Here is a 25806-nt window from a genome sequence, read left to right on the forward strand (position 1 = left end):
AGGTCAGGGACGTGCCAGAGAATAGTCAGTCTATACTGCAAAGTCAGCCTTATGCGCAGCGTGAGCGCCTCGCGTACATCGACTTCTCACTGCAATACCACGGCTCGGTGAGCCGCATCGAGTTGATGCGGCACTTCGACATTGCCGTCGCCTCCGGTACGCGTGATTTCGCCCTTTACCGCGAACTAGCGCCGGATAATCTGATACTGCGCCTCGACAACAAACGCTATTACCGCACCGACCGCTTTCAGCCCTTGTTTCAGCACGACACCCATGCAGTCCTGAACACACTGGCTCATGGATTTGGTGATAAGTTGTCCCTGACTCCCTCGGGCTCTGGATTCTGTGAAGAGGCGCCTGCACTGATGACACCCCCACAAGCAACTCTGGCGATTCTCACCCGAGCGATTAGCCAAGGGCTGGTGGTGGAGATGACCTACCTCTCTTTGGCATCTGGCCATAAACGCCGCCAAGTGGTACCCCATAGTCTGGTGAATAATGGTCGGCGCTGGCATCTGCGTGGCTATTGTCGCAGCCGTGGCGAGTTCAGGGATTTTGTCTGCACCCGAATTACTCAGCTGGACGCGGTCGAGAAGCCTGTCGCTGTGTCAGAACGCCAGGGTGCGGATGCAGAGTGGAATCAGTACATCACCCTTGATCTGGTTCCCCATCCAGGGCATCAACATCCAGAGGCGATCGCGCTGGACTTTTCCATGTCCGAAGAGGATGGGCAACCTCTGCTGCGGCTCAATACACGTGCTGCGCGAGCCGGTTACCTGCTGCAACACTGGCAGGTCGATGCGAGCCCTGACCATCATTTACCCCCCAATCAGTATCATTTATGGCTGCGCAACAGCGACACACTTTGTCGCAATGCTGCGTACCCTTTAACCAATTTACGACTGGCTCCTGGCTTTATGATGTCCGACACCGACTTCAGCGTTTCCCAGTCTGACTCAGACATGACGAGGTACAAATGAACAACACGGAACAGCAATTCCTAAACGACCTAGATGCGAAACTCTGGAAGGCCGCCGACAAGCTAAGATCTAACCTCGATGCGGCCAACTACAAGCATGTGGTCCTTGGGCTGATCTTCTTAAAGTATGTGTCCGATGCCTTCGAGGAGCGTCAGGAGTCTCTGTTAGAGTTGTTCCAAAACGATGACGACAACAACATCTATTATCTACCGCGTGACGACTTCGACAGTGACGAGGACTACCAGCAGGCGCTCCGAGACGAGCTGGAAGTACTGGACTACTATCGTGAGGCCAATGTGTTCTGGGTGCCCAAAGCCGCACGCTGGAATACACTAAAAGAAAAAGCGGTATTGCCGATCGGTTCCGTGCTGTGGCAGGACGATGCTGGGCATGACGTAAAGCTGCGCTCCGTATCTTGGTTGATCGACAACGCACTGGAGGAGATCGAAAAGAGCAATCTTAAGCTCAAGGGTATCCTCAACCGCATTAGCCAGTACCAACTGGACAATGACAAGCTACTGGGCCTGATAAACACCTTTTCTGATACGTCTTTCACCAAGCCGGTCTATAACGGTGAGCGTCTTAGCCTGCACAGCAAAGATGTACTGGGCCATGTTTACGAGTACTTTCTGGGTCAGTTTGCCCTAGCGGAAGGCAAGCAGGGTGGTCAGTACTACACCCCGAAAAGCATCGTCACCCTGATCGTCGAGATGCTGGAACCCTACAGTGGTCGTGTTTACGATCCTGCGATGGGTTCCGGTGGTTTCTTCGTCTCCAGTGGCAAATTTATTGAAGAGCATGCGAAAGAACAGCATTACGACCCCGCCGAGCAGAAGAAACATATTTCTGTCTACGGGCAGGAATCCAATCCAACCACTTGGAAGTTGGCGGCCATGAACATGGCAATCCGGGGGATCGACTTCAATTTTGGCCGAAAGAACGGCGACACCTTCCTTGATGATCAGCATCCAGATTTGCGCGCTGATTTTGTCATGGCCAACCCGCCATTTAATATGAAGGATTGGTGGAGTGAATCGCTAGCAGAAGATGCGCGCTGGAAGTACGGCACTCCCCCCAAGGGCAACGCCAACTTTGCGTGGATGCAGCACATGCTCCACCACCTGTCACCCACTGGTAGCATGGCACTGCTGTTAGCCAACGGCTCGATGAGCTCCAACACCAACAATGAAGGTGAGATTCGCAAACGTCTGATCGAAGAAGACCTGATCGAATGCATGGTCGCCTTGCCTGGGCAGTTGTTCACCAATACCCAAATTCCCGCCTGTATCTGGTTCCTGACCAAAGATAAGTCGGGTAAGGACGGTAAAAAGCGTGACCGCCGTGACCAAGTGCTGTTCATCGATGCCCGTAACCTTGGCTATATGAAAGACCGTGTACTTCGAGATTTCACTGCTGATGATATTCGAAAAGTTACTGATACCTATCATGCTTGGCAGAAAGGTATCGGCTATGAAGATATTTCTGGCTTCTGTGCATCAGCAAGTTTTGAGCAGATTGAAAAGCATGATTTTGTACTCACTTCAGGGCGATATGTTGGTGTAGCGGATGCTGAAGAGGATAACGAACCCTTTCCAGATAAAATGCAGCGACTAACAGCGCAATTAAAATCCCAGTTCGAAGATTCTGCTCGATTAGAAAAGGCGATTAAGCATAATCTAGTGAGGATAGGCTATGACTGGTAATCTTGTTCCTCTAAATGAATTTATAACCCTTCAAAGAGGACATGACCTACCTCATAAAGATAGAGTTGAAGGTAATATTCCTGTTGTTGCCTCTACTGGCATTACTGGCTATCACAATGTAGCAAAAGCAAAATCTCCAGGGGTTGTTATTGGTAGAAGTGGAAGTATAGGTGGTGGTCAATACATAACTGAAGACTTTTGGCCGTTGAATACTACTTTGTGGGTTAAAGACTTTAAAGGCCACAATGAACGATTCGTATATTATTTACTAAAGAATATTGATTTTACCTCATTCAATGTAGGTTCAGGTGTTCCCACTTTAAATAGAAATCATCTTTCATCAATATTGGTTGAAAATAAAGGCCGTAAATCTGAAGATGAGATTGCCAAAATACTTGGTGATTTTGATGACAAAATAGATCTCAACAACCAAATTAGCAAAAACCTTGAAAAAATGGCGCAGGTGATTTTCAAAAGCTGGTTTGTCGACTTCGAGCCGGTCAAGGCTAAGATCGCTGCCCGTGAACGCTGGCATGCCATACAATCGGGTAATGAGTCCGCTTCGCCCGCCTGCTATGCCGGTGAGTTAGCAGGCCAGCCTATCAATATCGACCTCGACACCTACATGAATTACGCCGCTATGCAAGCGATTTCAGGTAAGGATGCTAAGCAACTGGCCCAGATGCAGGTCGAAAAGCCAGAAGAGTATGCGGAGCTCTACGCTACCGCCGAGTTGTTCCCGTCTGCTATGCAGGATAGTGAATTGGGTGAAGTACCGAAGGGGTGGTCGTCTGTTCCCTTGTCTAGTTTATTCGAGTTGCACCGTGGTTTTGATCTACCGCAAAAGAGCCGTGAAGACGGTCTTTATGAGATCTACGCTGCAGGTGGTCTTCATGGAACACATAGTGAATACAAAATGGAGCCTCCTGGAATTATAACAGGCAGGAGTGGCGTGATTGGGAATGTTTATCTTAGCCTCAAGAAATATTGGCCCCTGAATACAACCCTTTATGTCCGGCAATTCAGGTTATGTGGACCTTACTATGCTTATCATTTGCTCAAAACACTAGACTTGAAAGCTTTGAATTCTGGATCAGCGGTTCCAAGCCTGAATCGGAACTTTGTCCATTCCATAGCAGTATTAAATCCAGGTGCCAGAGCACTAATAAAATTCGAAAGCGTTGCAAGCTCACTTTTTGAGCACATCGTCAATAACATTGATCAAAACGAAGACTTAAGGGTGCTTCGCGATACTCTCCTCCCCAAGCTCCTCTCCGGCGAATTGTCAGTTGCAGACATTGAAAGCGAGGTGGAAGCATGACCACACAACAAGTCCAGATTTTTACCAGCGCGGATGGTCAAGCCGAATTACAGGTTGCGTTGGATCAGGAAACCGTTTGGCTCAGTCAGGCACAGATGGGTGAGCTATTTAGCACCACACCCGAAAATATCCTGATGCACCTTAAAAATATCTTCAGCGATAAGGAGTTAGTCGAAGAGGCAACTACTAAGGAATTCTTAGTAGTTCGCCAAGAGGGTAAGCGACAGGTCAAACGCCAGATTAGGCACTACAACCTCGATGCTATTATCTCGGTCGGCTATCGCGTCAGTTCCAAACGCGCCACACAGTTTCGCCAATGGGCAACGGGTGTACTCAAGCAACATCTGGTGCAGGGCTACACGCTAAATCAAAAGCGTCTCGCTGAACGAGGCATCGAGTTTGAGCAGGCTGTAAGCTTGTTAAGTCGCACCTTGAGCAATCAGCAACTGGTATCGCCGCAAGGTGAAGCGGTGGCCGCTGTGATCAGTGACTATGCTCGTTCTTGGAGCTTGTTGCAGGGTTATGACGAACAACAATTGTCCGAAGTGAACATCAAGCAGCTGGATATGCGGTCACTGAATCTGGATGCAGCGTTGGCGGCCATCACGGAATTGAAGCAAACCCTAATCGCAAAGGGCGAGGCAACCGCGCTGTTTGGTCAATTACGTGGCGATGGTCTTACATCGGCACTGGCTACCATAGAGCAAGGCTTCGGTGATGAGTTGTTCTATCCGAACGTTGCCAGCCGCGCCGCACACCTGCTGTATTTTGTGATCAAGAACCACCCATTGGCCGATGGCAATAAGCGTAGCGGTTCCTTTCTGTTTTTGTGGTACTTGCGCCTGAATCAACACCTGTTGGCCAAGCCCGTCGAGCAGCTGATCAACGACAATACACTGGTGGCTTTGGCGTTGCTGGTAGCGGAAAGCCTACCGGATCAGAAAGAACTGATGATCCGCCTGATCGAACACTTTATATTGCTCAAGGCCGATACACCCGAACAGGATCAGTGTAGGTTAGGTTAGCACTTATGAAAGTTGAGCTTGAAAATCCATCCAAGCCCTGGAAGTCTCTTGATGACCAGCTTGCTTTGTTGAAGCAGCGAGGAATGCTTACTGACAATCAGGAAGCCGCCAAAAGCTATCTTGAACGCCTCGGCTACTATCGTCTTAGTGGGTATTGGTATCCCTTTAGAGTATTGGATCCGGTGCAAGCTCCGGGTAGTAAGACGCCACGACGTTTAGATTGTTTTATGGCAGGGAGCCATTTTGCGGATGTGGTGCAGCTTTACGTATTTGATAAGAAGCTGCGGCTGTTGGCTCTGGATGCACTGGAGCGTATTGAGATGGCCGTGCGTGTGGATATTGCTCACAAACTGGGGCGAAATGACCCCTACGCACATGAGAACCCTAAGTGCTTACATGGCCATTTCAGTAAGCAGGTTAAAAAGAGTGGTCTTGCCAAAGGCAAAACAGAACATCAGCTTTGGCTTGAGAAGTATCGCAGCCATCTTTGGCGTTCACGCCGTGAACCCTTTGTTGAGCATTACCTGAATAATTATGGCAGGCTGCCAATTTGGGTGGCTGTAGAGGTCTGGGATTTTGGCATGATGTCCAAACTCTATGCTGGGATGAAGATTGCTGATCGAGACTCAATTGCTCTGAAATATGGGGCGCCAAGTGGCGATACTTTTGCGTCTTGGCTTCGTAGCCTGAACTTTATTCGAAACGTATCAGCACACCATAGTCGTCTTTGGAATATTAACGTGTTGGAGCGTGCATCGATTCCAACCGATGCGGCCTATTGGCAGTATATGAACAACGCGCGCCCTTTTTATTATTTCTGCCTGATGCAGCTCATGTTAAAGGTGATTTGCCCCAATACGCGCTGGTATAAGCGTTTAGCAGCGGTGATCGCTGAATTTCCGGAATCACCCTCTAGGGCAGTGAGAATTGAAGACTTTGGCGTTGTTGAAGGGTGGCAATCTTGGAATTTATGGGCCCAGAAATGAGAGCCGGCGCGTACACAGTAAGACTGTGAAGAGGCGCCGGGCGTATTGAGAACAAGTATAAGCTGCTGACCTAAGTAGTCAAATAATTTTTCAGCCCCCTGTGCCTAAGCGCAGATTGTTAAGGGATTGACCGATGACTGAAGATCAACTGGAACAACACTGTCTGGCCTGGTTTGCTGAGGTAGGCTGGGAGCTGGCTCACGGGCCTGATCTGGCACCAGACGGGGTTACCCCGGAACGGACAGACTACCGAGAGGTGTTGTTGCAGGCTGATCTGGATGCGGCCATTCGGCGCATCAATCCTCACTTGCCTGAAAGCGCCGTAGAGCAAGTGGTTGCGATCGTCCGCAAGCCTGACAGTCTGGATACGGTGGTGAATAACCGCGCCTTCCACCGCCTGTTGCTGGAAGGGGTGCCGGTTGAGTACAAGCATGACGACCAGGTAATCCATGATCGTGCCTTCCTCATCGACTTTGACACCCTGGCGTTCAACCGTTTTCGGGCCATCAATCAATTCACTCTGCAAGGCAGCAAGCAGCTGCGCCGTCCCGATATTATCTGCTTTATTAATGGTCTGCCTCTGGCAGTTTTGGAACTGAAAAGCCCCAATGCCGAAAACGTTGATATCTGGGATGCCTTTAATCAGATTCAAACCTACAAAGATGAAGTGCCGGATCTGTTTGCCTACAACGAAGCACTAGTGATCAGTGATGGCTTTAATGCCCGTGTGGGTTCGCTGACCGCCAATCAAGAACGCTTCATGCCTTGGCGTACCATTAAACATGAAGATGATCGGCCATTGCTGGATTGGCAGCTGGAAACCCTGGTGCGTGGCTTTTTTGACCCAGAACTCTTTCTGGATTACATCCGTTTCTTCGTCATCTTCGAGACGGATGCTGAACGGCTGATCAAGAAGATTGCCGGATATCACCAGTTCCATGCGGTGCGTGAGGCGGTCAATGCCACAGTCATTGCTGCTCAAGCGCCTGAGCAGGAAGGTGTGGGTGAAAGACGCGCCACCTATGGCAGCGAAGTGGTACCTGGCAGCAAGAAAGCCGGTGTGGTCTGGCACACGCAAGGATCAGGCAAAAGCATCTCTATGTGCTGTTATGCCGGTAAATTGCTCCAGCAGCCGGAAATGAACAACCCGACGCTGATCATAGTGACTGACCGTAACGACCTGGATGGCCAGCTGTTTGCCACCTTCAGCGCGGCCAAAGAGTTACTGAAACAGGAACCTGTGCAGGCGGATGACCGCGATACCTTGCGACAACTGCTGGCCGAACGTGACTCAGGTGGGATCATCTTCACCACGGTGCAGAAGTTTGCACTGCTGGAAGAGGAGCAGGGGCACCCGATTCTGAATGATCGCCACAATATAGTGGTGATTTCGGATGAAGCCCACCGCAGCCAATACGGGCTTAAGGCAACGCTCAAGCAAGACGGCACCTACAAATTCGGCTATGCCAAACATATGCGTGATGCGGTACCTAATGCAGCGTTTATTGGTTTTACGGGCACGCCTATCGCCACTGAGGATAAAGACACTCGCGCTGTATTCGGCGACTACGTGTCGATCTACGACATTCAGGACGCCGTCAATGATGGCGCTACGGTGCCGATCTACTATGAGTCTCGACTGGCCAAACTCGATATCAATCGTGAAATGATTGATGAACTCTCCGATCAGGTGGAAGAGGTGGTTGAGGATGAAGAAGATGTCGGCCAGCGTGAACGCACCAAGGGCGAATGGAGCCGACTGGAAAAGCTGGTGGGTGCCGATCCGCGCCTGCAGGAAGTTGCCGCCGATCTGATCAAACACTTTGAAACCCGCTCAGCAACTACGGATGGTAAGGCGATGATCGTCGCTATGAGCCGTGATATCTGCGCCCATCTATACAATGCCATCGTGGCCATTCGCCCTGAGTGGCACGACCCAGACCCTGAAAAAGGCGCGATCAAAATCGTGATGACAGGCTCTGCATCCGACAAGCCACTGTTACAGCCGCACATCTACAATAAACAGACCAAGAAGCGATTGGAAAAACGCTTCAAGGATCTGAATGACCCACTGAAACTGGTGATTGTGCGCGACATGTGGCTGACCGGGTTCGACGCTCCCTGCTGTCACACCATGTATATCGACAAACCCATGAAGGGCCACAACCTGATGCAGGCCATCGCTCGTGTGAACCGCGTGTTCAAGAATAAACCGGGTGGCCTGGTGGTGGACTATATCGGTATCGCCAACGAGCTGAAACAGGCACTGAAAACCTACACCGATGCCAAGGGGAAGGGAGAGCCCACCCACAGTGCAGAGGAAGCCTTCGCGGTGATGCTGGAAAAACTGGATATCATCCACGGCATGTTTGCACCCAGCCCGAAAAGTGCAGGGTTTGATTACAGCGACTTTGAAAAAGACCCTAATCGAGTCCTCATTCCCGCCGCCAACCATGTGCTGGGCCTTGATGATGGCAAAAAGCGTTTTCTGGATAATGTGTTGGCCCTGAGCAAAGCCTACTCACTGTGCAGCACGCTGGATGAAGCGCGTGAGTACCACAAAGAGATCGCCTTTCTCTCTGCTGTCAAAGCCGCCATCAGTAAGCACACCAGCGTCGACAAGAAACTAACGCAGGAAGAAAAAAACACCGCCCTGAAACAGATACTGGACAATGCCATCGTGGCCGGTGGCGTGGATGATGTGTTTGATCTGTGCGGTTTGAATAAACCCAACATCGGCCTGTTGTCGGAGGAGTTTTTGGAGGATGTGCGGCGTATGCCCTACAAGAACTTTGCGGTGGAGTTGCTAGAAAAGCTGATCAAGGACAACATCAAAGCCAAAACCCGCAACAACGTGGTGCAGGAAAAGAAATACGCCGACCGCCTGGAAGACACCCTGCGCCGATACAATAATCGCGGCATTGAAACGGCACAGGTGATCGAAGAGCTGATCGCCATGGCAAAAGAGTTTCAGGCCGAACTCGCCCGCGATGAAGCCCTTGGCCTGAACCCGGATGAAGTGGCCTTTTACGACGCACTGGCCAATAACGAAAGTGCCGTGCGAGAACTGGGTGATGAGATCCTGAAAACCATCGCCATCGAGCTGACGCAAAAACTCAGAGCCTCCACAACCGTGGACTGGCAGGTACGTGAAAGTGTACGAGCCAGACTGCGAATATTAGTCAGGCGCACCCTACAGCGGTTTAAATATCCGCCGGATGAGGCACCTATTGCTGTTGAACTGATTCTGAAGCAGGCAGAGGTGCTTTCCAACGCGTGGACGATGTGAGGGCACGAGTAGTGGTGTGCCTCCGCTGTGTTCGTGGGGGGGGTACCCGATTGAAACATGGCTTGGGGATGCGGTTACCTGTTTATGTTTCTAGTGATATAAAAATGTCATTTAGAACAAATAGTTGTGGGCGAAAGTGTGGAGTTAAAGGGTATACCCGTTAATAATTATTATGAGGTCGAAGACCTCATTAACAGACTGTTACATGCCAGTGGGAGTTGAAGGCATTGAATATTAAAGGATGCATGATGAAATATATTGAAAATTTAGATTTTGGTTTCGCCGATGCACAAAATTATAAAATGCGTGAAAACAAGAATCTATTTGATCGTGTTTTTATAAAAAATGATTATCTAGAGTCTCTATGTAAACCAAATATCTCTTTTTTAATTGGCGAAAAAGGCACTGGAAAAACAGCATATGCCGTATATATGTCTAATAGTGCTTATAAGAATAACAGGTCAGAAATAAAATACATTCGAGAAACTGAGTATAGAAAATTTATAACTTTAAAAGAAGAGAAGCACCTTCAGTTATCTGATTATACAAATATATGGAAAGTTATTATTTATCTTCTTTTGTGTCAGAAGATCAATGAAGAAGAAGGTGATAGTTTTAGTTTTGCTAAGTTTGGTAAGTTTAAGGCAATTGAAGAAACTATCAATGAATATTATTACAGTGCATTTTCTCCAGAAATCATTCAAGCCTTAGAATTTGTTCAAAATTCCAAGCTGGCAGCCGAATTATTAGCAAAACATGCCAAGTTAAAAGGTGAACAAAGTGAAACTTTCACTTTCACCGAAAGTCGGTTTCAAGCAAATCTTTTTTATATACAGAAAAAATTTGAAGATGCGATAAAGCAAATCAGACTAGATAGCAATTACCTTTTATTTATTGATGGAATCGACATTCGTCCATCTGGCATACCTTATGAAGAGTATCTTGAATGCATTAAAGGGTTGGCAAATGCTGTATGGGAAGTTAATACTGATTTTTTCCCATCAATTAAAGGAGGAAAGGGTCGCTGTAGGGTTGTGCTATTAATAAGACCGGATATTTTTGAATCTGTAGGCCTGCAGAATCAGAATGCAAAAATACGAGATAATTCAGTTTTCTTAGATTGGAAGACTGATTACATATCTCATAGAACATCTAAAATATTTGAAGTATCTGACCACCTCCTAGGTGTGCAACAAAATGGAGAGGCAAAAACTTTAGGTGAAAATTGGGATCACTATTTTCCTTGGAATTCTCCAAACGTCTTCGATACATATGAATGTCCTACCTCGTTCATTAATTTTTTGCGCTGGTCATATTACAGGCCGCGTGACATTGTTACGTTATTGACATTAATAAAAGATCACACCAAAGATAAATCGAAAGACAGTTTCACATTAGATGATTTTGAAGCTAGGGATTTTCAACGTGCATATTCAAATTACCTTTTAGGTGAGATAAAAGATCAGCTTTCTTTCTATTATCAGGGTAATGATTATGAGACGTTTCTTAAATTTTTTGAGTTCTTAAAAGGCAAAGATAAGTTTACATATAAGCAATATAGTAATGCATATGAAGAAATGATTGCTTACTTGAAATCTGTCAATAGATATCCTCCACAGTTTATGCATTCAAGAAATGAGTTTTTGCAATTTCTATATGACTTAAATGTTCTTTGTTATCTAGAACGGCCAAAAGAAGGAAAAGCCCACATCCATTGGTGTTTCAAAGAGAGAAATTATTCCAATATTTCTCCTAAAGTTAAAACCGACCTTGAATATCAAGTGTTTTATGGGTTGGCTAAAGCCTTGAATCTAGGCAAGCAATATTAAACACATGTAACAAGCGCCTGCAATCTGACCTCTGGCTACTGTCACTTTTTGTGCAATAATCCGCACAAAAAGCGCCAGTAGCCTCCGGCAGTTGAGGCGAGCGTTAAGCGGAAAGGAGAGTCATGCTAATTTCGGAGTCTTTCGCAGCATTCAAGGCCAAGCAAAAGAATGTTCAGTGGTCTGTTTCAGCAATTAGTGAAAATAATGAACTAGTGGTTAGCCTATGGGACCAGTTCTTTGAGAAACGTAGCAAGGGAACAATGACATACGCAGACCAAGTAAGTCGTTGGAAGGGGCTCGGAAATTCGGAGTTCATAGAAAACCTAAATATAGCCAAAGAAAAAGATCTCCCTGTTCGGGCGATTATTGCTAAGTCAAAAAATCCTAAAGCGGTGGCTGCTGGAGAACCTGCTAGCAATTTGGGTAATACTTTCCATCCAAAAAAAGATTGGACTGGTAAGTTGACGATATGGGATGGCGACAACTTTGAAATCGAATTTAGTCAGTGCAAATGAATCGCTTAACAAGCATAAGCACTTGACCGAAAAAGCTACACTTTTTCGGTCAAGTGTTATGAGCGTTAGCTGAAAAAAGGAATCAGTAGTGGAAACCTACTCTGTGGATATCAAAAAAGACGAAGAAGGCTACTTGGGTAGAGAGTGCCCCGAGTGTGAAAAGTACTTCAAGATAAAGCCGGGTACTGGTATCCCTGATTTCTCTGATTGTTATTGCCCCTATTGTCAGCATTTGGGTCCGCAAGACCATTTTTGGACAAAACAGCAGATTGAGTATGCCCAGTCAGTCGTTCTGAATAAGGTTTCTGGCGATCTTCTAAAGATGATGAAGAAGATGGAGAAGAAGCCAAAAAGAAATCAGTTTATTTCTATTGGCATAACCGTAAAGGGAAGGCCAACTCCCATTACCTACTACTCTGAGAAAGAACTTGAAGAAAAAGTCGAATGCAAAAACTGCACCCTGCAGTACGCTATCTATGGTGCATTCGGGTACTGCCCTGATTGTGCAGAGCACAACTCCCAACAGATAGCCGAGGCAAACTTTGATCTGGTCATAAAAATCCTTGATCTGGCTAAAGAAGCACCATCAGATATAAAAAGTAAGCTAATTGAAAATGGGCTGGAAGACTGCATTTCGGCATTTGATGGGTTTGCACGAGAGCGTTGTTGTGACCGATATCCTAAGCTGTCCTTTCAGAATATTTACGTAGCCAAGCAAAAACTCGAAGAATCCGGAATTAATATTGCTGAAGGTCTCGATAGATCCGAATGGGAGTTCGTCGTAAATCAGTTTCAAAAGCGCCACCTTCTTGCGCATAAGATGGGTGTAGTTGATGAAGAATATATAAAGAAAACGGGCACTCATCCAGAACGGTTAGGGAAAAAGGTTTCGATTACTGCAAATGATGTTATGTCATTGATAGATCACCTAAAAATAATCGTCTCGAATCTTTCAAAACATGTGCAGCGCAGCTAACAATTTACTGCACCGGAAAGGGAAAAGGGGTCGGCTTACCTTGGTCGTTATGCACCTCTGTGACGCAATCTGTCGCTCAGGTCGCGTAAGCTGAAAGAGTAATAAGCAAAAAGGAAAATGTATGTCAAATTTCGATCAAAATTTTGAAGCTGCACGTCTTGCCTCGTTGGCCGAACAACATTCAGACATTGTAAAAGTTACAGGAGAGGTGGTTTTCCGTGCGGAAGATGATGAAGACCGCTTGAGTGGTACTTCTTGGACACTTGAAGAAGATATTTTCGATCAGGTTACGGAGTCTGGTTTTAAGTTGCATCTGATTGAGCTTCTCGATGATTTTATTGCACACCGAGGCCAATGTAATGAGTTGCTCAAAAAAGAAGGGATAGTTCGTTTTGGTGATGGTGATTTGAGCATCGAGTGGCTGCCTGATGGGTCTACCCATTTATCAGATCATCTGGGTACGGAGCAGTAGGTTTGATTACAAAGCATGACTTGCCATCTTTGGTGACCAAATTTGAGCGCCTACCGGGTCAAATCAGTGAGCTTTCAAAGTCCGCTTTTGAAAATGTTTATGGCTCGGAAGCGGCTGCTCAGGCAAAAAACATAGTCTATTTTTTCTTGTCCTCAAAGCCAGTGCCTCGCCTCAATGGAGAGAGTTGCATCCTTTACATAGGCCAAACAAAAACCAGCTTCAAATCCAGATATTTCCGCCATGCAAGCCTGCATGCCACATCGAAAGCCAACTCGTTGAAATTTGACATGGTAATAAAAAATTACGGGGCAATAGAAATCGCCTTTTGTGATTACCGCAAGTTTGGCGACACTCTGCTTGGTGCTGAAGGGCAGTTTTTGTGGTGGTACTTTCAAAATCACGGTGAATATCCGCCAATAAACTACACCAAAACTAAAGTCAGAATAGATGCTGTCAGTGCATAACAAGGCCATTAAATTCGCTCCCTGCGGTCGCCGGACGCTCGCTCCTTGCGCCGTTTATGGCGGGCGTTAACGAGGAGGGCAATTCGTGCCAAGCATCTATCTTTTTCGGCTAAAAGCAATAAAAACTGCTCAAGGTGCTCTCTTTGAAAGCGGCACTTCAAGAGAAGAGTTTTTAACCACGGTTATCGAGAGCAAGCCTTCTGAAGAGCTTCGAGAAGGTTATGTTTGGCATGTCGGTAATGTGTTGAATGTGGGAGATGATGGACTTTTATTTGCGGCTGGCCGGACGACCAAAAAGAGCAAAGAGCTCTATGATGAAGAAACCGGGGATTTCACTCAGGTGGATGACGAAGAGTCTCCATTCACCTATGTCTACTTTGACAAAAAATTCAGCGTATTAGCCATAGAACCAAAATCAAAGCTTTCTCCCACGGTAAAGGGTATAGCAAATAGCCTAGAGAAGCTTTTTAACCAGCAAGCTTTAGTGCATGACTACGGAGCGAAAATAGAGATATCGGAAATATGGGACCCAGAGGATTTTCTTAAACAAATACGGGGCGCCTATTCCGTGGTTGGTTTCACTGTTGAGTTTAGCAAGCCGAATCCTTTCGACGTCGAGGCTGATTTTCACAAGCCGATGGAGCAGTACATAGAAGCAACAGGTGGACAAAAGGGAAAAACCATTGTTCAAGGCGACGACCTTGATCGAAATAGTATTGAGAAAGTGACTCGATCAGTTGCATCAACGGGCAATGATGCCTCAGCGAGGATAAGGCACAAGGAAGGGCAACGGCCCGTCACACGCCATTTACGAGGCGACCCGGTCAGTATTGCGTTTGACGAGGAGGAGCGACAAGAGCCAAAAGGTTTGATGGAGAGGGTTCGTGAAGCTTATGCGCGGATTCGGGGGCAAGATAAAACATGACTACGTTTTGGTCATGGCTCTTTAAAGGCTCAGGAAATGGAGCTGGTCTTAAAAGATTTCTGGATCGCTGGATTCTATTACATATTGCTGTTGGTCTTGCGCTGGCTTTTCTTATCCCCATACCGCTCAAAGACGCGGCGGTTACGCTATTATTACCAGTAGCTGGGATATTTATTGGGCTGTCCTTTGCTTGGGGTGGAAACGCCCAAGCATTGCTTCAAAGCACAGAAATCGAAAATATGTCCTCTTTTCGAGACGGCGGGTATGTAGAGTATGTCTATACCTTTCAGGCAGCCATTCTTCTAATATTAGTTACGCTGATTCTTTGGGCGATAGCCGGTCTTGGCGTTTTTGATATGGTGTGGCCAATCTGCTCGAATCATTACCTATATTTTTTGATCTCATTTTTCTTGTTCTTCTTTTCTAGCCTGACAGTGAGGGAATGCTGGCATGTTGTGCTGGGTGCACAAAGTATGCTCTTGGCGAGGTTTCAGATCAGGAAAAGGTCGAATGACCGTTAACAAGTGCAGGTTGTCGGACAGTGTAGTTGCACTCCACACCTGCCGCAACTGCAAGCGTTAGGCATCCATCACGGAGAAAGTATGCTCAAAAGACAAACAAAAAAATGCACGGCCACATTTATCCTTCTCGCGTTTCTCGTGTTTTTCCCCTTAGTAGCGGTGTCTTCGTCTGTAACTGGGGTTGTAGTGCTAGAAGATACGCCGGGCTGCGACCATTTTGTGGTCGAAACAAGTGGAGGCTACTCGCTGCTTGAATGGTATGGCGGTGTGGTGACTATTTGGGAAGGCGATAAAGTATTCGGTGAAATTCACTCTTATGGATTCAAAGATATCTATATCGACGGGCGCGGTGAAATGCGAGTTTGGGTTGAAGACTATTGGGTGTCTGATAGAGACGCACTTGAATATTTTCACAGCAATTGTCGCTGACGAAGAGTTGCCTAACACCTATGAGCCTTCTACCTGTCAATAGGCCGCAGGTTTTTTGTTGGCCGCGTCAGCGGCCAACATCAAGTCCCTGAGCCAGTGATCCTACTTCATCTGTCATCGTTGGCTGTTGGTGGGTTACAGCAAAAATACCACGGGCACTTCCTGCGGTCGCCTATTGAGGCCCACTTAACTTGGTGGTTCACCACTGCCAAGCCGAGTAGCTCCTTGCTGTTTGGCTTGGGGCACTTGACACTCATCGGTTAACCAGCATCTGTCCTATTAAAAAAAGCGGGTTACTTTAAAGTCCCAGGATCAAGCAATGGATACAGATTTCATTCAAGCGACAGGAAATGTCGTACCAGTAGATATGATGGACTCAATTGAGCACATCATTGAGGATAAACCATGAAAAGCATTGCTGTTATCGGATCAAGAACATTTGCCGATTATGGTCTGTTAGAGGAGACGTTAGTGGATTATCAGATAAGCAAACTCATATCTGGTGGTGCAAAGGGTGCCGATTCACTGGCTGAGCGGTATGCAACGAATCATGGCATTGAGCTAGTTGTTTTTAAACCCGATTGGAAAAAATATGGTCGTGGTGCCGGTCCGATTCGAAACCGGGATATCGTCGATGCCGCTGATCTTGTGATCGCTTTCTGGGATGGCAAGTCCAAAGGGACAAAATCAGCTCTGGACTATGCGGAACAGAAAAACAAACAAGTCATAATTAAGCTCATTACGAACCCCTAATGATAACTGCTATCCGATCTCTCTTATATTCAATTAACCACGAGTTTTTGAATCATTGAAACCATTAATTGACCGACAGTAGCTACTTCTTGATGAAGATAATGATCATCATCGACCAAGACTTATCTGGTCTTGTTGACTTTTGCCCATCGAACCGCGCTCTCTACTGACACAACGTGTGAACAGCGGCGATAGCGGTTAGATTTGGGGTCGGATAGAGCTCAGCACAAATTGGTAGACCAAGTGCTGGTGGCATTAATAGCAAACCATCAGGTTTCAGTACCTTGTTTGCCATTCTAATTGATCAGACCAAGTCCAAACACATCGATGATGGCTGTTTGGTGATAGAGTTTTTGTACTGCGGCTAAGTGCTCTGGTACTACTGATAGAAATTCATTCAGTATCTGAATCGCGTTCAAAGGAAGATCAGTTTTTGAGGTTGAGCTATGAAAGAGATTGAGCCAATTAGCGAGTTCCTTTTTCCATGCAGTCATGTGATCAGCTACTTTTCTCAGTCGATCGGGTTCCGTGTCACCATTGAACAAATTGATATAGAGACACCTTTGAATGGGTTCTAGTTGATCAAGCGGTATAGGCGCATAGGCTCTACAAATGCATTGATCAATGGGTCTCTCACAATCGATGTCTGGACAAGGAATAAACAGGGCTTCCTCAATTTCTGGATCGTCTTCGAAGATCTGACATTCAAAGCGATCGTTTAACGGCAGTTGGTGGAAGAGAAAACCAGCCGCGATTAAATGATTTGACCCATGAACAATCAGGTTTGTGAAAACCTTTTTGACTTCTCGGCGAGGCTCCTTTGTGTATGCAAGGTCGGTCGTCTCAACTAAATCCAGAACTCGCTTGAGTTCAGCTAATTCATGCAAACTTTCACGTATGTGAAAAACGAGATCATCGATTTCCTGTTTGGAAAAACGATTCCCTAAGCATTCTTGTAAGATCTGTTTTATGGAGTTCATCTAAATCTCATCATTGATCAGCACTTGGTTTTATTTTATCCGCCTTGTACGACATATTTTGTCGCATTAATCGTTAAACTCTAATTTGAATATTTGGATCCCATCGAAACACTCTTTAGGTAGGTTCATGGAACAAGAAAAGAAAATTAAGCTGGCAGCAGGCTTCATCACACAAGCTAAGAAAATCGTTATTCTGGCAGGATCAGGCATGAGCGCAGACAGTGGACTACCAACGTTTCGTGATAAGTCAGGTTATTGGAAAAATGCATCTATAGATCATTTCAAGATGGCGAGCTACACAACTTTTCTCAATGATCCCGTTGTATCCTGGAGTTTTTATGCTGATCGAATAAGTAGTTACCGAGCTTCAAAGCCGCATCTTGGCTATGAAATTCTTCATGGCTGGTGCAAACGGCTGGGGGAGGATAATTGTTTTGTATTTACCTCTAATGTTGATCAGCTTTTCTTGAAGGCAGGCTTTGCTGACCAGCAGATCTATCACTGTCACGGTACTCTCGATTTTATGTATTGTAGTGACAAGAGTTGTCAGAGCCGGCAAACAGGTCTTAAACATAATTCGGAGCAGCTGCTTCTAAAAATTCATAATGGAGCTCTGCCTATCTGCTCATGTGGTCAAATCATGAGGCCGCATGTCATGATGTTCGGTGATCAAAGTTTTCATCACTCAGCAAATGATCAGGCTATTGAAAGATGGAATACATTTCTCCAGTCGATTAAGCGAACAGACAATCTAGTGGTTTTAGAGATAGGGGCAGGTTCTACCGTGACTACCGTTGAAGATGTCACTTGGCAGTTATCTAAGGTCGCCAGTGCGGTCATCCAAATTAATCCAAACAAACCCGCACCATCAGAAAGTGATAGTGAATGGATCAATCTCAATGGAAGTGCCTTAGCAACGTTGATGGCATTAGATGATTCCCTTTGTCACGATTTCGGGGTGTCTCAATGAAAATGAGGTTTTGCTGGAGAACGAGTAAACCAGAAATGATGCTTAACGAAGATGAGTGGCAGCAGATTCGTTCGTTGTCTGAAGGTACGCTGGCAAACACTATTGCATTGCAGAGTAAGGGTATTTCAAAACAACAAGCCGCAATAATCCTGCACAAAAAGATGGTGGATGCCTACAACACACTTACGAATGGTAATCTTCCATTCGAGGACTGGCATTTGATCCAATATTTTCAACTCAACCACTATGGTCCAGACTGCAACAAATGTGGGTTGCCATTGCGCACACCGAACGCAAAATTGTGCGTTAGCTGTGGGTCGACATATTCCAATTAAACAACAAGTTAACATTGCTGGTGACTGGGAATATCTGTTTATATATGTTTAAGGTTTGTTTGCCAATCGGTCGAGGAGTGCTAGGTGTCAACTCAAATTGATCAGAGTTTTTTTAAAGCCTTTGTCACAGAATATAATGATGATATTGGTGGTGAAACATACTTAGACCCATTGGGACAGCTAGTAATCTGGTCTTCGTATGGCCAGAAAATTTTCAAGGGTCGCTTGAACTCTGTATCTAACGATGTCCGCAATTACACGCTGAATCTTCTGCATCACGGTGTGATTCGCTACCTGCAAAGGGATGAAACCTTTCAGGCTGATTGGAAGGATAGCCTGCAATTTGTCCACGCCTGCTTGATTTATCTTGAAAACCTTGTTACCTACGCTCTAGTCAGTTCGACCGATCCTGAAGTACAAACCCAGGGTATTCTTGGGAGTTCTAAGGCTCACACCAACTTGTATGGGAGTTCTACTGCCCACACCAACTTGGATAAAGAGGATAAGAACCCAGAGCTGATATTTAACGGTAACATGAAAGAGGGTGAGGACTTTCTGCTAGTTCGTCAGCTTGGTCTTGGCGTTAGTGGTCGTTATAAAACACCTTTTGTTAATATGGGGTTTTTCAACTCCAGCTATAGTTACACTGGTCCAAAAGCTGATCGACTTTGGGATGAATTCCATAAGCTGTTAGATAAAAAAACTCAGCTAAAGAGTTGCTTTGAGAAAGCGGTGGAGCACTTGAAAGAGCTGGTGCCCCTAGAAAAAAACACCAAGCAATTGCGTTGGGCAGAAGTCCCTGAGGATCTAAAACAAGCTTATCGTGAAGTTTTTAAAACCAGTCAGAATGTAGGGAGAATAAGCCGTGATTTCTGGCTGTCGGTGACTGGATTGAATGAAGGCGCTGCAAAAGCCATTGCACAAGCCATCGCGGAAATCTCGAAAGAAAACGGCTCCGTCAAGCCTCAAGAGGTTTTTAGTCTGGCTCAACAAAAGATGGTTGCAGATGATACCGAAAGAGAAAAAATTGACTATGTCCTGACGATAGAGCCTTTTTTGACCAAACTGGACCTGTTGTTTCGAGTTGCTCAGCAGAAACAAACGCAAAGCCTAGATGACATTAAAGCGAGCTGGGAAAAGCTAGGGCTATACGACAACACCCTGCCTGATTTAGCTTTAAGTATTGAGAGGACATCTGCTATTCAGGAGCCATTGAATGCAACCGGCAAAAAGCGCTTGGGCAAGCTGTTAAGTGCTGCAAAGCAGCCAAGCGTGACTAGTCAGCTTGAGTCTCTACTGGAATATCACGCTGAAATTATGGGGCAGCGAGGACAGTTGCCCTGGCTGCGGCTAGAACAGTCCGAGGTCGTTAATTATGGACGCACCTCAAGCCCGCTGGATAAGGAAAATGTATCTGGATGGGTCAACACCTACTACCTGCGTGAATTTCGTCATCTGTTGACGGGTTTAGGTGACGGTGTATGAAACTATTGAAAGAGTTTGAAACAGCAATAAAACTGGTCGGCGAGGTTAAGCGTGTCTGGATGACCACCTTTAACCTGAATATTGAGTTGGTAGAAACCTATCTCCTGCCGTTGATCCTGCATGCTTCGCATTTGGAAAAAAAGCCAAGGACGCGAATGGATTACGAAGCCATGCAGCAGGTGCTGGGTGAAAAGAACCTAGATGTTCGTGTTTTTTGTGATAAGCATTTTGTTGAATTGAGCCAGAATAAGCGTACGGCCTTGCCGGTGCATACGGTAGTGCCCGAACGGCTTGCTTCCAATGAGTCAGTAAAATTCACCAAAGATAGCCTTTTTCATCCCAAGGTGATTTACATTGAGGGAACTAATGGGGCTCAGCTTGGCGCTGGCAGCGCCAACTTGACAATCAGCGGTTGGGCGCGAAACCGCGAGGTTTTTTCTTTTGTTCCAGTTGATGATGGTGGCTTGGCAGCCTCTATCCGCAGCTTCTTTGAGCCCTTATTGAGCCATGTAGGTGAGGCTTTTCCTCAAGACTTTCCAATGCCTTCCGGCTCTTCTTCACAAGCCCCTGTTTTCTGCCATAGCCTAGCGGGCAAACCCTTTTTAGATCAGCTTGCTGATGAAAAGGGAGAGTCCCTTGCTGTCTGGTCACCCTACTTCCCACGCGATCTCAGTAGATTTGTAGAAGCGCTGCTGAAAGAGCGGTTTTCTTGGGTACGCCTGGTGCCTGATCTCGTGCAAAACCAATATATCAGAACGGGGTGGCACGAAAACTTAAAAAGGCTCTGTGAGCAACAGCAGTTAGGTTTCTTTCTTAACCCTCTTACATCAGGAGCTGACTCAGACGATCAGTGTGCCATGACGCATGCCAAGCTTTGGAAAACACCGAGCCGAAGAGCTGTCGGGTCATGGAACTTTACTCAACCGGGAAGCAATCTGGTCAAAGGGCAGGACAAACACTGCAATATTGAGGCAGGTCTTATTTTTCATGACAGCAAAACGGATCTTGAGGTTTACCTCGGACAACCGCTGGAGGTGAATGAAAGTCGATTTGCGAGTCAGGCTCTGCTTGATGAAGAAAGCCTGACTGTTCCGCCAACCCCGCCCTTTGATATCCAGGTGTTTTTTGACTGGTCGAACAGCACCTATAGCGTGAAGGGCATTTGGCTTGGTTCCGAAAAACCTCAACCTCTGACATTAACGCTGCCAGATCTTGCCCATGAGATGATTCTATACTGGCAAGCTGAAAATCCAGAAGGTGAAGTTAGGCTAGAGGGCAAGGCTGAAGTGTCAGAAGTTCAGGCACTGCTCAAGCAACGTAGCTACACCGCCATGCTGGATAAGAACCAATATGCTGGTCTGATTATTGAGTTGCATACGGGTTATCGAAGAGCCCAGGAGTACCCAGGGCTAAAAGAGCTTTTTGATGCCTTTGAGCTGTCCGGTGGCAACCCCACTGAAGATAGCGCGCCCTACCGAGTTCAAGATGAAGGCGAACAAGAGGAAGCCGGTGAAAGTTTGATGGCAACCACGGCTGAACCGAAAAGTAAGCAAGATCAGCTGAGCTACTTTCGAATGTTTTCTTTCAGCCAGCATTACGCACAGACCTTGGAGAACGTTAAAGACCCGCAAACCTTGGATCGTTGGGTGAGAATAAGGCCTGGGTGTCTACTAGAGCTTCACAAGAAAGTAAAGGCACGCATTAAGGCAGAACAGCCAAGCCTCTTTAACTGGTTTCTGGTGCAGGAAGTGAATCTACTGGTGGCTAAGGCAAGTGACCGCAATAAAAAACTTGGCGGGGAAGCCGAAGGCTCTTTGGCTCAGTGTTTGAGTAATCTTAAAATCAGGCTGCCAAGCTTGCCAAAAGAGCTCTCCGACGTTTACCAGGAATGGCTTGAAGAAGAGTATTCGAGATCAACCAGCGAGGGCACAAAATGAGCCAGCCATTTTGGGGTTATCTCACACCGAAAACAGTGGCTCAATGGATCGATTTTGGGCAGGCAAAGGAGGGGGTCGATCCAGCTGACCAGAAACACTCGATGCCAGCCAAACAAATTGAAGGCGTTGCCTACCTGTGGAATCTATTATCTAGTCAGGGAGTTGCACTTCTGGCTGATGAAGTGGGCACCGGTAAGACCTTCCAGGCCCTTGGTGTTGCAGCCCTGCTTTGGAAAATCAAACCTGATGCCCGAATTCTAGTCATGGCACCTAACCGTGACCTCTGCTTCAACTGGAAGCGTGAATTTTCTGATCTGGTGACCAGGCACTATCCGCATACCGATCACCAAGTAAAAAGTGGCGTGGATGGCGACCCCATTCCCAGTGTTCAGGTTTGTGGATCTTTAACGCATCTAGCAGAGCAGGTTGAGCTGGGCACTGCACACCTTTACCTAACCACTATTCATGCCCTGAGTCACCTGCTTACCAAGGAGGACAGGGAAAAGGTCAAGGATGGAAAGTCAGAAGCTGTTCAAATTCTGGTGGGGCAAATAGCAGGTGAAATCCACAAACAAATCAAGAATGCAGAAGTCATAGGTGCTGAGGGCTTTGATTTGCTCATCATTGATGAAGCGCACTATCTTCGAAATGTCAGGGGTGGCTCTCAAAAGGTCGAAGCTGCCAAAGCCTTCTTCGGCAGTGATCCGAATCCGCCTTTGGCTCAAAAAGTATTGTTGCTCACCGCAACCCCAACACACAGCCGCCTGGATGATGTGGGCAATATTCTGGGTTATTTTATTCCCGCTATTTACAAACACGATAAAAAAGCAGAGCGTGCCAGAGACTACCTGACGCAATATGGTTTGCGTCGTATGCGAGTGCTTGAAGCGGGGGATAAGTCCTACAGTAAACTGCATTACCGCCGTGAAAAGGCCTTGCCCGCAGAATTCAATAGTCCTGAAGAGGAAGGGTTCTTTGCGCTTTACCAGAAACGACTGGTTGAAGCACGGGCAAGTAAAGAGCGTGGTAAAAGAATTCGCTTGATGTATGGCTACCTTGAGGGGTTTGAGTCTTTTAGGGTGAACCAGCAAGAGGACGATGTACAGGGTGTTGGTGAAGAGAATAAAACCAGCTTTTCCAGGGCAGCGGATACCGAGTTGATTATGGCGTTGACTGCCAGTTATCAGAAAAAAACTGGGCAGTTACCCAAGCATCCTAAATATGACTCCTTGATTCAGGAATGCGTCGCCAGTTTACCAGCACCTGATTCCATTCAATCCAATAACTATAAGCATCTGATCTTTGTACGCAGGATTCCTTCAGTCAGAGAGCTGACACAGAGGCTCAATGAGCGCTATGACCAGTTGCTATGGCAAGAAATCGCTCATGCCTGGGGTGACACCGGCTCGTCGGTAGAATTAGATCAAACCTCTTGGCATTCAAGGGAGGCTTTTAAACAGTATGTCAAAGCCAGGGGGGAGTCTGAAACCGGGATACATGATGATGAAGGCTCAGATGAAGGTATTGCTGAGGAGAGCCACCTCAGTTCACGGATTGCAGAGCTCTTTGTAGCGAAAAAGAAAGAGGTAGGTGGGCAAACAGACGCTACGCTTGTCCGTTTGCGCTTCATACGGCCTGACAGCTTGTTTTCACTATTTTTAGAGCCTTCCAGTGACTACCTGAAAGGGGGGTATCAATATTATTACAGCAACGAGGGTTCAGAAGGTAAAAAGCCGAACTATAAAAAAGCCGCTGAGTACTGCCGTTTTAAAGCCTGGGATAGTCCCACAGATTTGCGTGCAGCTGTGGGTGATCTTCGGAAGCCCGATAAGCTCTTTGATAAAAATAGGACGCTCTTCAGTGTCTGGGCGCTGCTGACCGAAGGGCTTCCTAGCCATCTGCGCGAGAAGCTTGAGCGTTGGGCCAAAGAAGATAAAGCAGTCGCTGAACACTTTTCCAACTATGTGAAAGTCGGCTTTCTTTATGCCAGCCCCGTCATAGTAGAAATTTACTCATGGTTTGTTGAGTTTCGAAGGGATACTGGAGTCTCAGTTGATGCTCAGAAGAGCTATCAGGAGTTTTTTGGTTTTGTTAAGCCAAAGATTAAAGGTTCGCGGATGCTGGCTTACTTCATTGCAGCACTGGAAACCTTTGAGAGTGTTTGTGAAAAAATAGCGGGTAAGAAACTGAGTGACTGGCGTAATGACTGGAGTGTGTTCACTGGGCTGACGAGCCCTGCCTGGTATGCCAGCGGTGAAAGTGGCCACTCCCGCAAGCGACTGATGATTGGTTTTAACAGTCCCTTTTACCCCCATGTTCTGGTTGCTACTTCCGTGTTTCAGGAAGGGGTGAACCTGCATCTTAATTGCGACCAGGTGCATCATTATGGATTGCCGGGCTCGCCGGGTGACAATGAACAGCGAGTAGGCCGTCTGGATCGACTCTTTGGCTGTGTTCACCGCAAGCTTGAGCAAGGTGTGCCGGAACGGGAGCTCGGCATCCATTACCCTTTTCTTCAAAACTCGGTTGATGAAGACCAGGTGGCTTCTTTTATTGAAAGAAAGCGCTCGGTTGAAGATCGTATGGACTTATGCTTGGAAAGTGACTTTGATCCGGAGGTCAAAACAACTTCTCTGGAAAACTGGAAAGAATATTTGCGAACGCCAGTGCCCATAGAGCAGATAGGCATTACTGACCCCTATCCAGCAAAATTTGACCAGCCAGACTCCTACCCTGTGAAGTTCGCAACTGGAAAAGCTTTGGATGATCAAGTGGCAGCCTGGTTTAAGGAGGCGATTAAAGAAAAAGATGGAAAGGTTGAGCCGGTCGACACCAGCCAGACCGCTCCCAGACCACTTCTGAAAATTGACCTGACCACTAGCCAGCCGCACTCGCAATCCAACACGCCACCGATATTCGTCACGCTTGGTTTTATGCCGAGACTGTCCGCCTTGGTCACGGAAACCGTTTATATCGTTTCCCTCAGTGCCCATGTGGCCAACTTTAAAAATATCGAACAACTTTGCAAGACTGAACTAGACAAGAAGATAGCTGAGTTAAGCTCAAAATACCCTCTAGTCCGCCTTGCGCTTGAAAAAGAAAAAGGTCACCCGTTCTTCCTGAATACACGCTTGAATTACCCGTTGCTGATGCGGGCTAATGAACCAGCTGTACTGTCGCCTCACGTGATCCGGCAGGGGTTAGAGGAAGTGGCTGATTTTACGAATGAGCTGAGAAGTTATTTGTCCCAGGAGGCGAGCATTGAACAGCACATTGATCAGAGTCAGCGTATTCCCGGCCCTGCTCCCTTGCCAGAAAGCTTTTCTGGAGATCCGTCATCAAACTTGGTTGATTGGAAAAGCCTGGAAGCACTCCACGGGCAGGCTGACTATCTCGAAAACACTGTATCTGTTGACAGAATTAAAGACCTGCTGAAAATATTCTGTCTTGATACTGTTACTGAAGAATGTAAGATCGTCAAGTGCTTAATGCTGAATAGCCGTTTGCCTTTCATGAATTTTTGTTGGCAGCCGCAGCAGAAAGATGAAATGGCGTTGAGAGTTGGCTTGTGTGCCCCTGCAGCAGTCAATCAACAAACACAACGGAGATTGCTTCAGCGCTGGTTTAGTTATGTCATATCGCAATCTCCCTCTAAAGAGCAGGAGAATAATTAACCAATTTTCCTATGGTTGCTAACACTACTTTACGTTGGGTCGAAGTCGTGCGATTGGATTTATATAGGTTTGTTAGATCTTTTTGCGTCTTATGTCTAAAACAATTGAGACAGCTAACAGTTACATTGTTTTGAAACAGTGCTCAATTACGCAAGAACTGTGTTTGGTTTTGTAATCATAAACACATGTCTAATAATCGATCAAATCAATATTTTTTCGACTTAAGTCTTTTTTGTA

At 46.5% G+C, this 25806-nt stretch carries 20 protein-coding genes; 19 read left to right on the forward strand and 1 reads right to left on the reverse strand.

Features of this window, described 5'->3' with window-relative positions; translation table 11 throughout:
• Positions 1-11 precede the first annotated feature (11 nt).
• The 15 genes from E1H14_RS01630 to E1H14_RS01700 all read left to right on the forward strand — a co-directional run bounded on the left by E1H14_RS01630 (position 12) and on the right by E1H14_RS01700 (position 16188).
• Positions 12-980, forward strand: coding sequence for a WYL domain-containing transcriptional regulator (locus tag E1H14_RS01630; RefSeq protein ID WP_149389700.1), 969 nt, complete (start codon positions 12-14; stop codon positions 978-980).
• Positions 977-2683: a class I SAM-dependent DNA methyltransferase gene (locus E1H14_RS01635; protein ID WP_149389701.1), complete on the forward strand. Its 1707-nt coding sequence runs from the start codon at positions 977-979 to the stop codon at positions 2681-2683. The genes E1H14_RS01630 and E1H14_RS01635 overlap by 4 nt, the downstream gene beginning before the upstream one ends.
• A complete protein-coding gene (locus tag E1H14_RS01640; protein WP_149389702.1) occupies positions 2673-4004 on the forward strand; it encodes a restriction endonuclease subunit S in 1332 nt (443 codons plus the stop codon). The genes E1H14_RS01635 and E1H14_RS01640 overlap by 11 nt, the downstream gene beginning before the upstream one ends.
• On the forward strand, positions 4001-5029 hold the full coding sequence (gene rhuM, locus E1H14_RS01645) for a RhuM family protein (RefSeq protein ID WP_149389703.1): 1029 nt from the start codon (positions 4001-4003) through the stop codon (positions 5027-5029). Before E1H14_RS01640 ends, rhuM begins: the two co-directional genes overlap by 4 nt.
• A gap of 5 nt (positions 5030-5034) precedes the next feature.
• A complete protein-coding gene (locus E1H14_RS01650; RefSeq protein ID WP_149389704.1) occupies positions 5035-6015 on the forward strand; it encodes an Abi family protein in 981 nt (326 codons plus the stop codon).
• Positions 6016-6148: 133 nt separating this feature from the next.
• Complete coding sequence (locus E1H14_RS01655; RefSeq protein WP_149389705.1) at positions 6149-9304, forward strand: type I restriction endonuclease subunit R; 3156 nt, start codon at positions 6149-6151, stop codon at positions 9302-9304.
• A 248-nt stretch (positions 9305-9552) separates the two neighbouring features.
• Positions 9553-11133 carry a P-loop ATPase, Sll1717 family gene (locus E1H14_RS01660; protein WP_149389706.1) on the forward strand — a complete coding sequence of 527 codons (1581 nt, stop codon included), beginning with the start codon at positions 9553-9555 and terminating at the stop codon, positions 11131-11133.
• Positions 11134-11255: 122 nt separating this feature from the next.
• On the forward strand, positions 11256-11648 hold the full coding sequence (locus E1H14_RS01665) for a hypothetical protein (RefSeq protein WP_149389707.1): 393 nt from the start codon (positions 11256-11258) through the stop codon (positions 11646-11648).
• A gap of 88 nt (positions 11649-11736) precedes the next feature.
• Complete coding sequence (locus E1H14_RS01670; protein WP_149389708.1) at positions 11737-12624, forward strand: hypothetical protein; 888 nt, start codon at positions 11737-11739, stop codon at positions 12622-12624.
• 121 nt (positions 12625-12745) lie between these two features.
• A complete protein-coding gene (locus E1H14_RS01675; protein WP_149389709.1) occupies positions 12746-13096 on the forward strand; it encodes a hypothetical protein in 351 nt (116 codons plus the stop codon).
• A 2-nt stretch (positions 13097-13098) separates the two neighbouring features.
• Positions 13099-13560 carry a hypothetical protein gene (locus tag E1H14_RS01680; RefSeq protein ID WP_149389710.1) on the forward strand — a complete coding sequence of 154 codons (462 nt, stop codon included), beginning with the start codon at positions 13099-13101 and terminating at the stop codon, positions 13558-13560.
• Positions 13561-13645: 85 nt separating this feature from the next.
• Entirely contained in the window at positions 13646-14485 is an 840-nt protein-coding gene (locus E1H14_RS01685; protein WP_149389711.1) for a hypothetical protein, read from the forward strand.
• The gene (locus E1H14_RS01690; RefSeq protein WP_149389712.1) at positions 14482-15006 is read left to right on the forward strand and encodes a hypothetical protein; all 525 of its coding nucleotides are present in this window, start codon (positions 14482-14484) and stop codon (positions 15004-15006) included. Before E1H14_RS01685 ends, E1H14_RS01690 begins: the two co-directional genes overlap by 4 nt.
• 81 nt (positions 15007-15087) lie before the next feature.
• Positions 15088-15435 (forward strand): hypothetical protein, encoded by a 348-nt coding sequence (locus E1H14_RS01695; RefSeq protein ID WP_149389713.1) that lies wholly within the window; start codon positions 15088-15090, stop codon positions 15433-15435.
• A 405-nt stretch (positions 15436-15840) separates the two neighbouring features.
• On the forward strand, positions 15841-16188 hold the full coding sequence (locus E1H14_RS01700) for a DUF2493 domain-containing protein (protein WP_149389714.1): 348 nt from the start codon (positions 15841-15843) through the stop codon (positions 16186-16188).
• A gap of 296 nt (positions 16189-16484) precedes the next feature.
• On the opposite strand, the gene E1H14_RS01705 is transcribed toward E1H14_RS01700, so the two are convergent.
• Entirely contained in the window at positions 16485-17168 is a 684-nt protein-coding gene (locus tag E1H14_RS01705) for a hypothetical protein (RefSeq protein WP_149389715.1), read from the reverse strand.
• A 127-nt stretch (positions 17169-17295) separates the two neighbouring features.
• On the opposite strand from E1H14_RS01705, the gene E1H14_RS01710 reads away from it, so the two are divergent.
• The 4 genes from E1H14_RS01710 (at position 17296) to E1H14_RS01725 (ending at position 25569) form a co-directional block, all read left to right on the forward strand.
• Positions 17296-18138, forward strand: a complete 843-nt coding sequence (locus E1H14_RS01710; RefSeq protein WP_149389716.1) for an SIR2 family NAD-dependent protein deacylase — start codon at positions 17296-17298, stop codon at positions 18136-18138.
• Between the two features lie 419 nt (positions 18139-18557).
• The gene (locus E1H14_RS01715; RefSeq protein ID WP_149389717.1) at positions 18558-19958 is read left to right on the forward strand and encodes a hypothetical protein; all 1401 of its coding nucleotides are present in this window, start codon (positions 18558-18560) and stop codon (positions 19956-19958) included.
• A complete protein-coding gene (locus E1H14_RS01720) occupies positions 19955-21895 on the forward strand; it encodes a phospholipase D family protein (RefSeq protein ID WP_149389718.1) in 1941 nt (646 codons plus the stop codon). Before E1H14_RS01715 ends, E1H14_RS01720 begins: the two co-directional genes overlap by 4 nt.
• Positions 21892-25569: a DEAD/DEAH box helicase gene (locus E1H14_RS01725; RefSeq protein ID WP_149389719.1), complete on the forward strand. Its 3678-nt coding sequence runs from the start codon at positions 21892-21894 to the stop codon at positions 25567-25569. The genes E1H14_RS01720 and E1H14_RS01725 overlap by 4 nt, the downstream gene beginning before the upstream one ends.
• Positions 25570-25806: the final 237 nt, after the last annotated feature.

This window comes from Nitrincola tapanii, from assembly GCF_008368715.1.
Classification (GTDB): Bacteria; Pseudomonadota; Gammaproteobacteria; order Pseudomonadales; family Balneatricaceae; genus Nitrincola; species Nitrincola tapanii.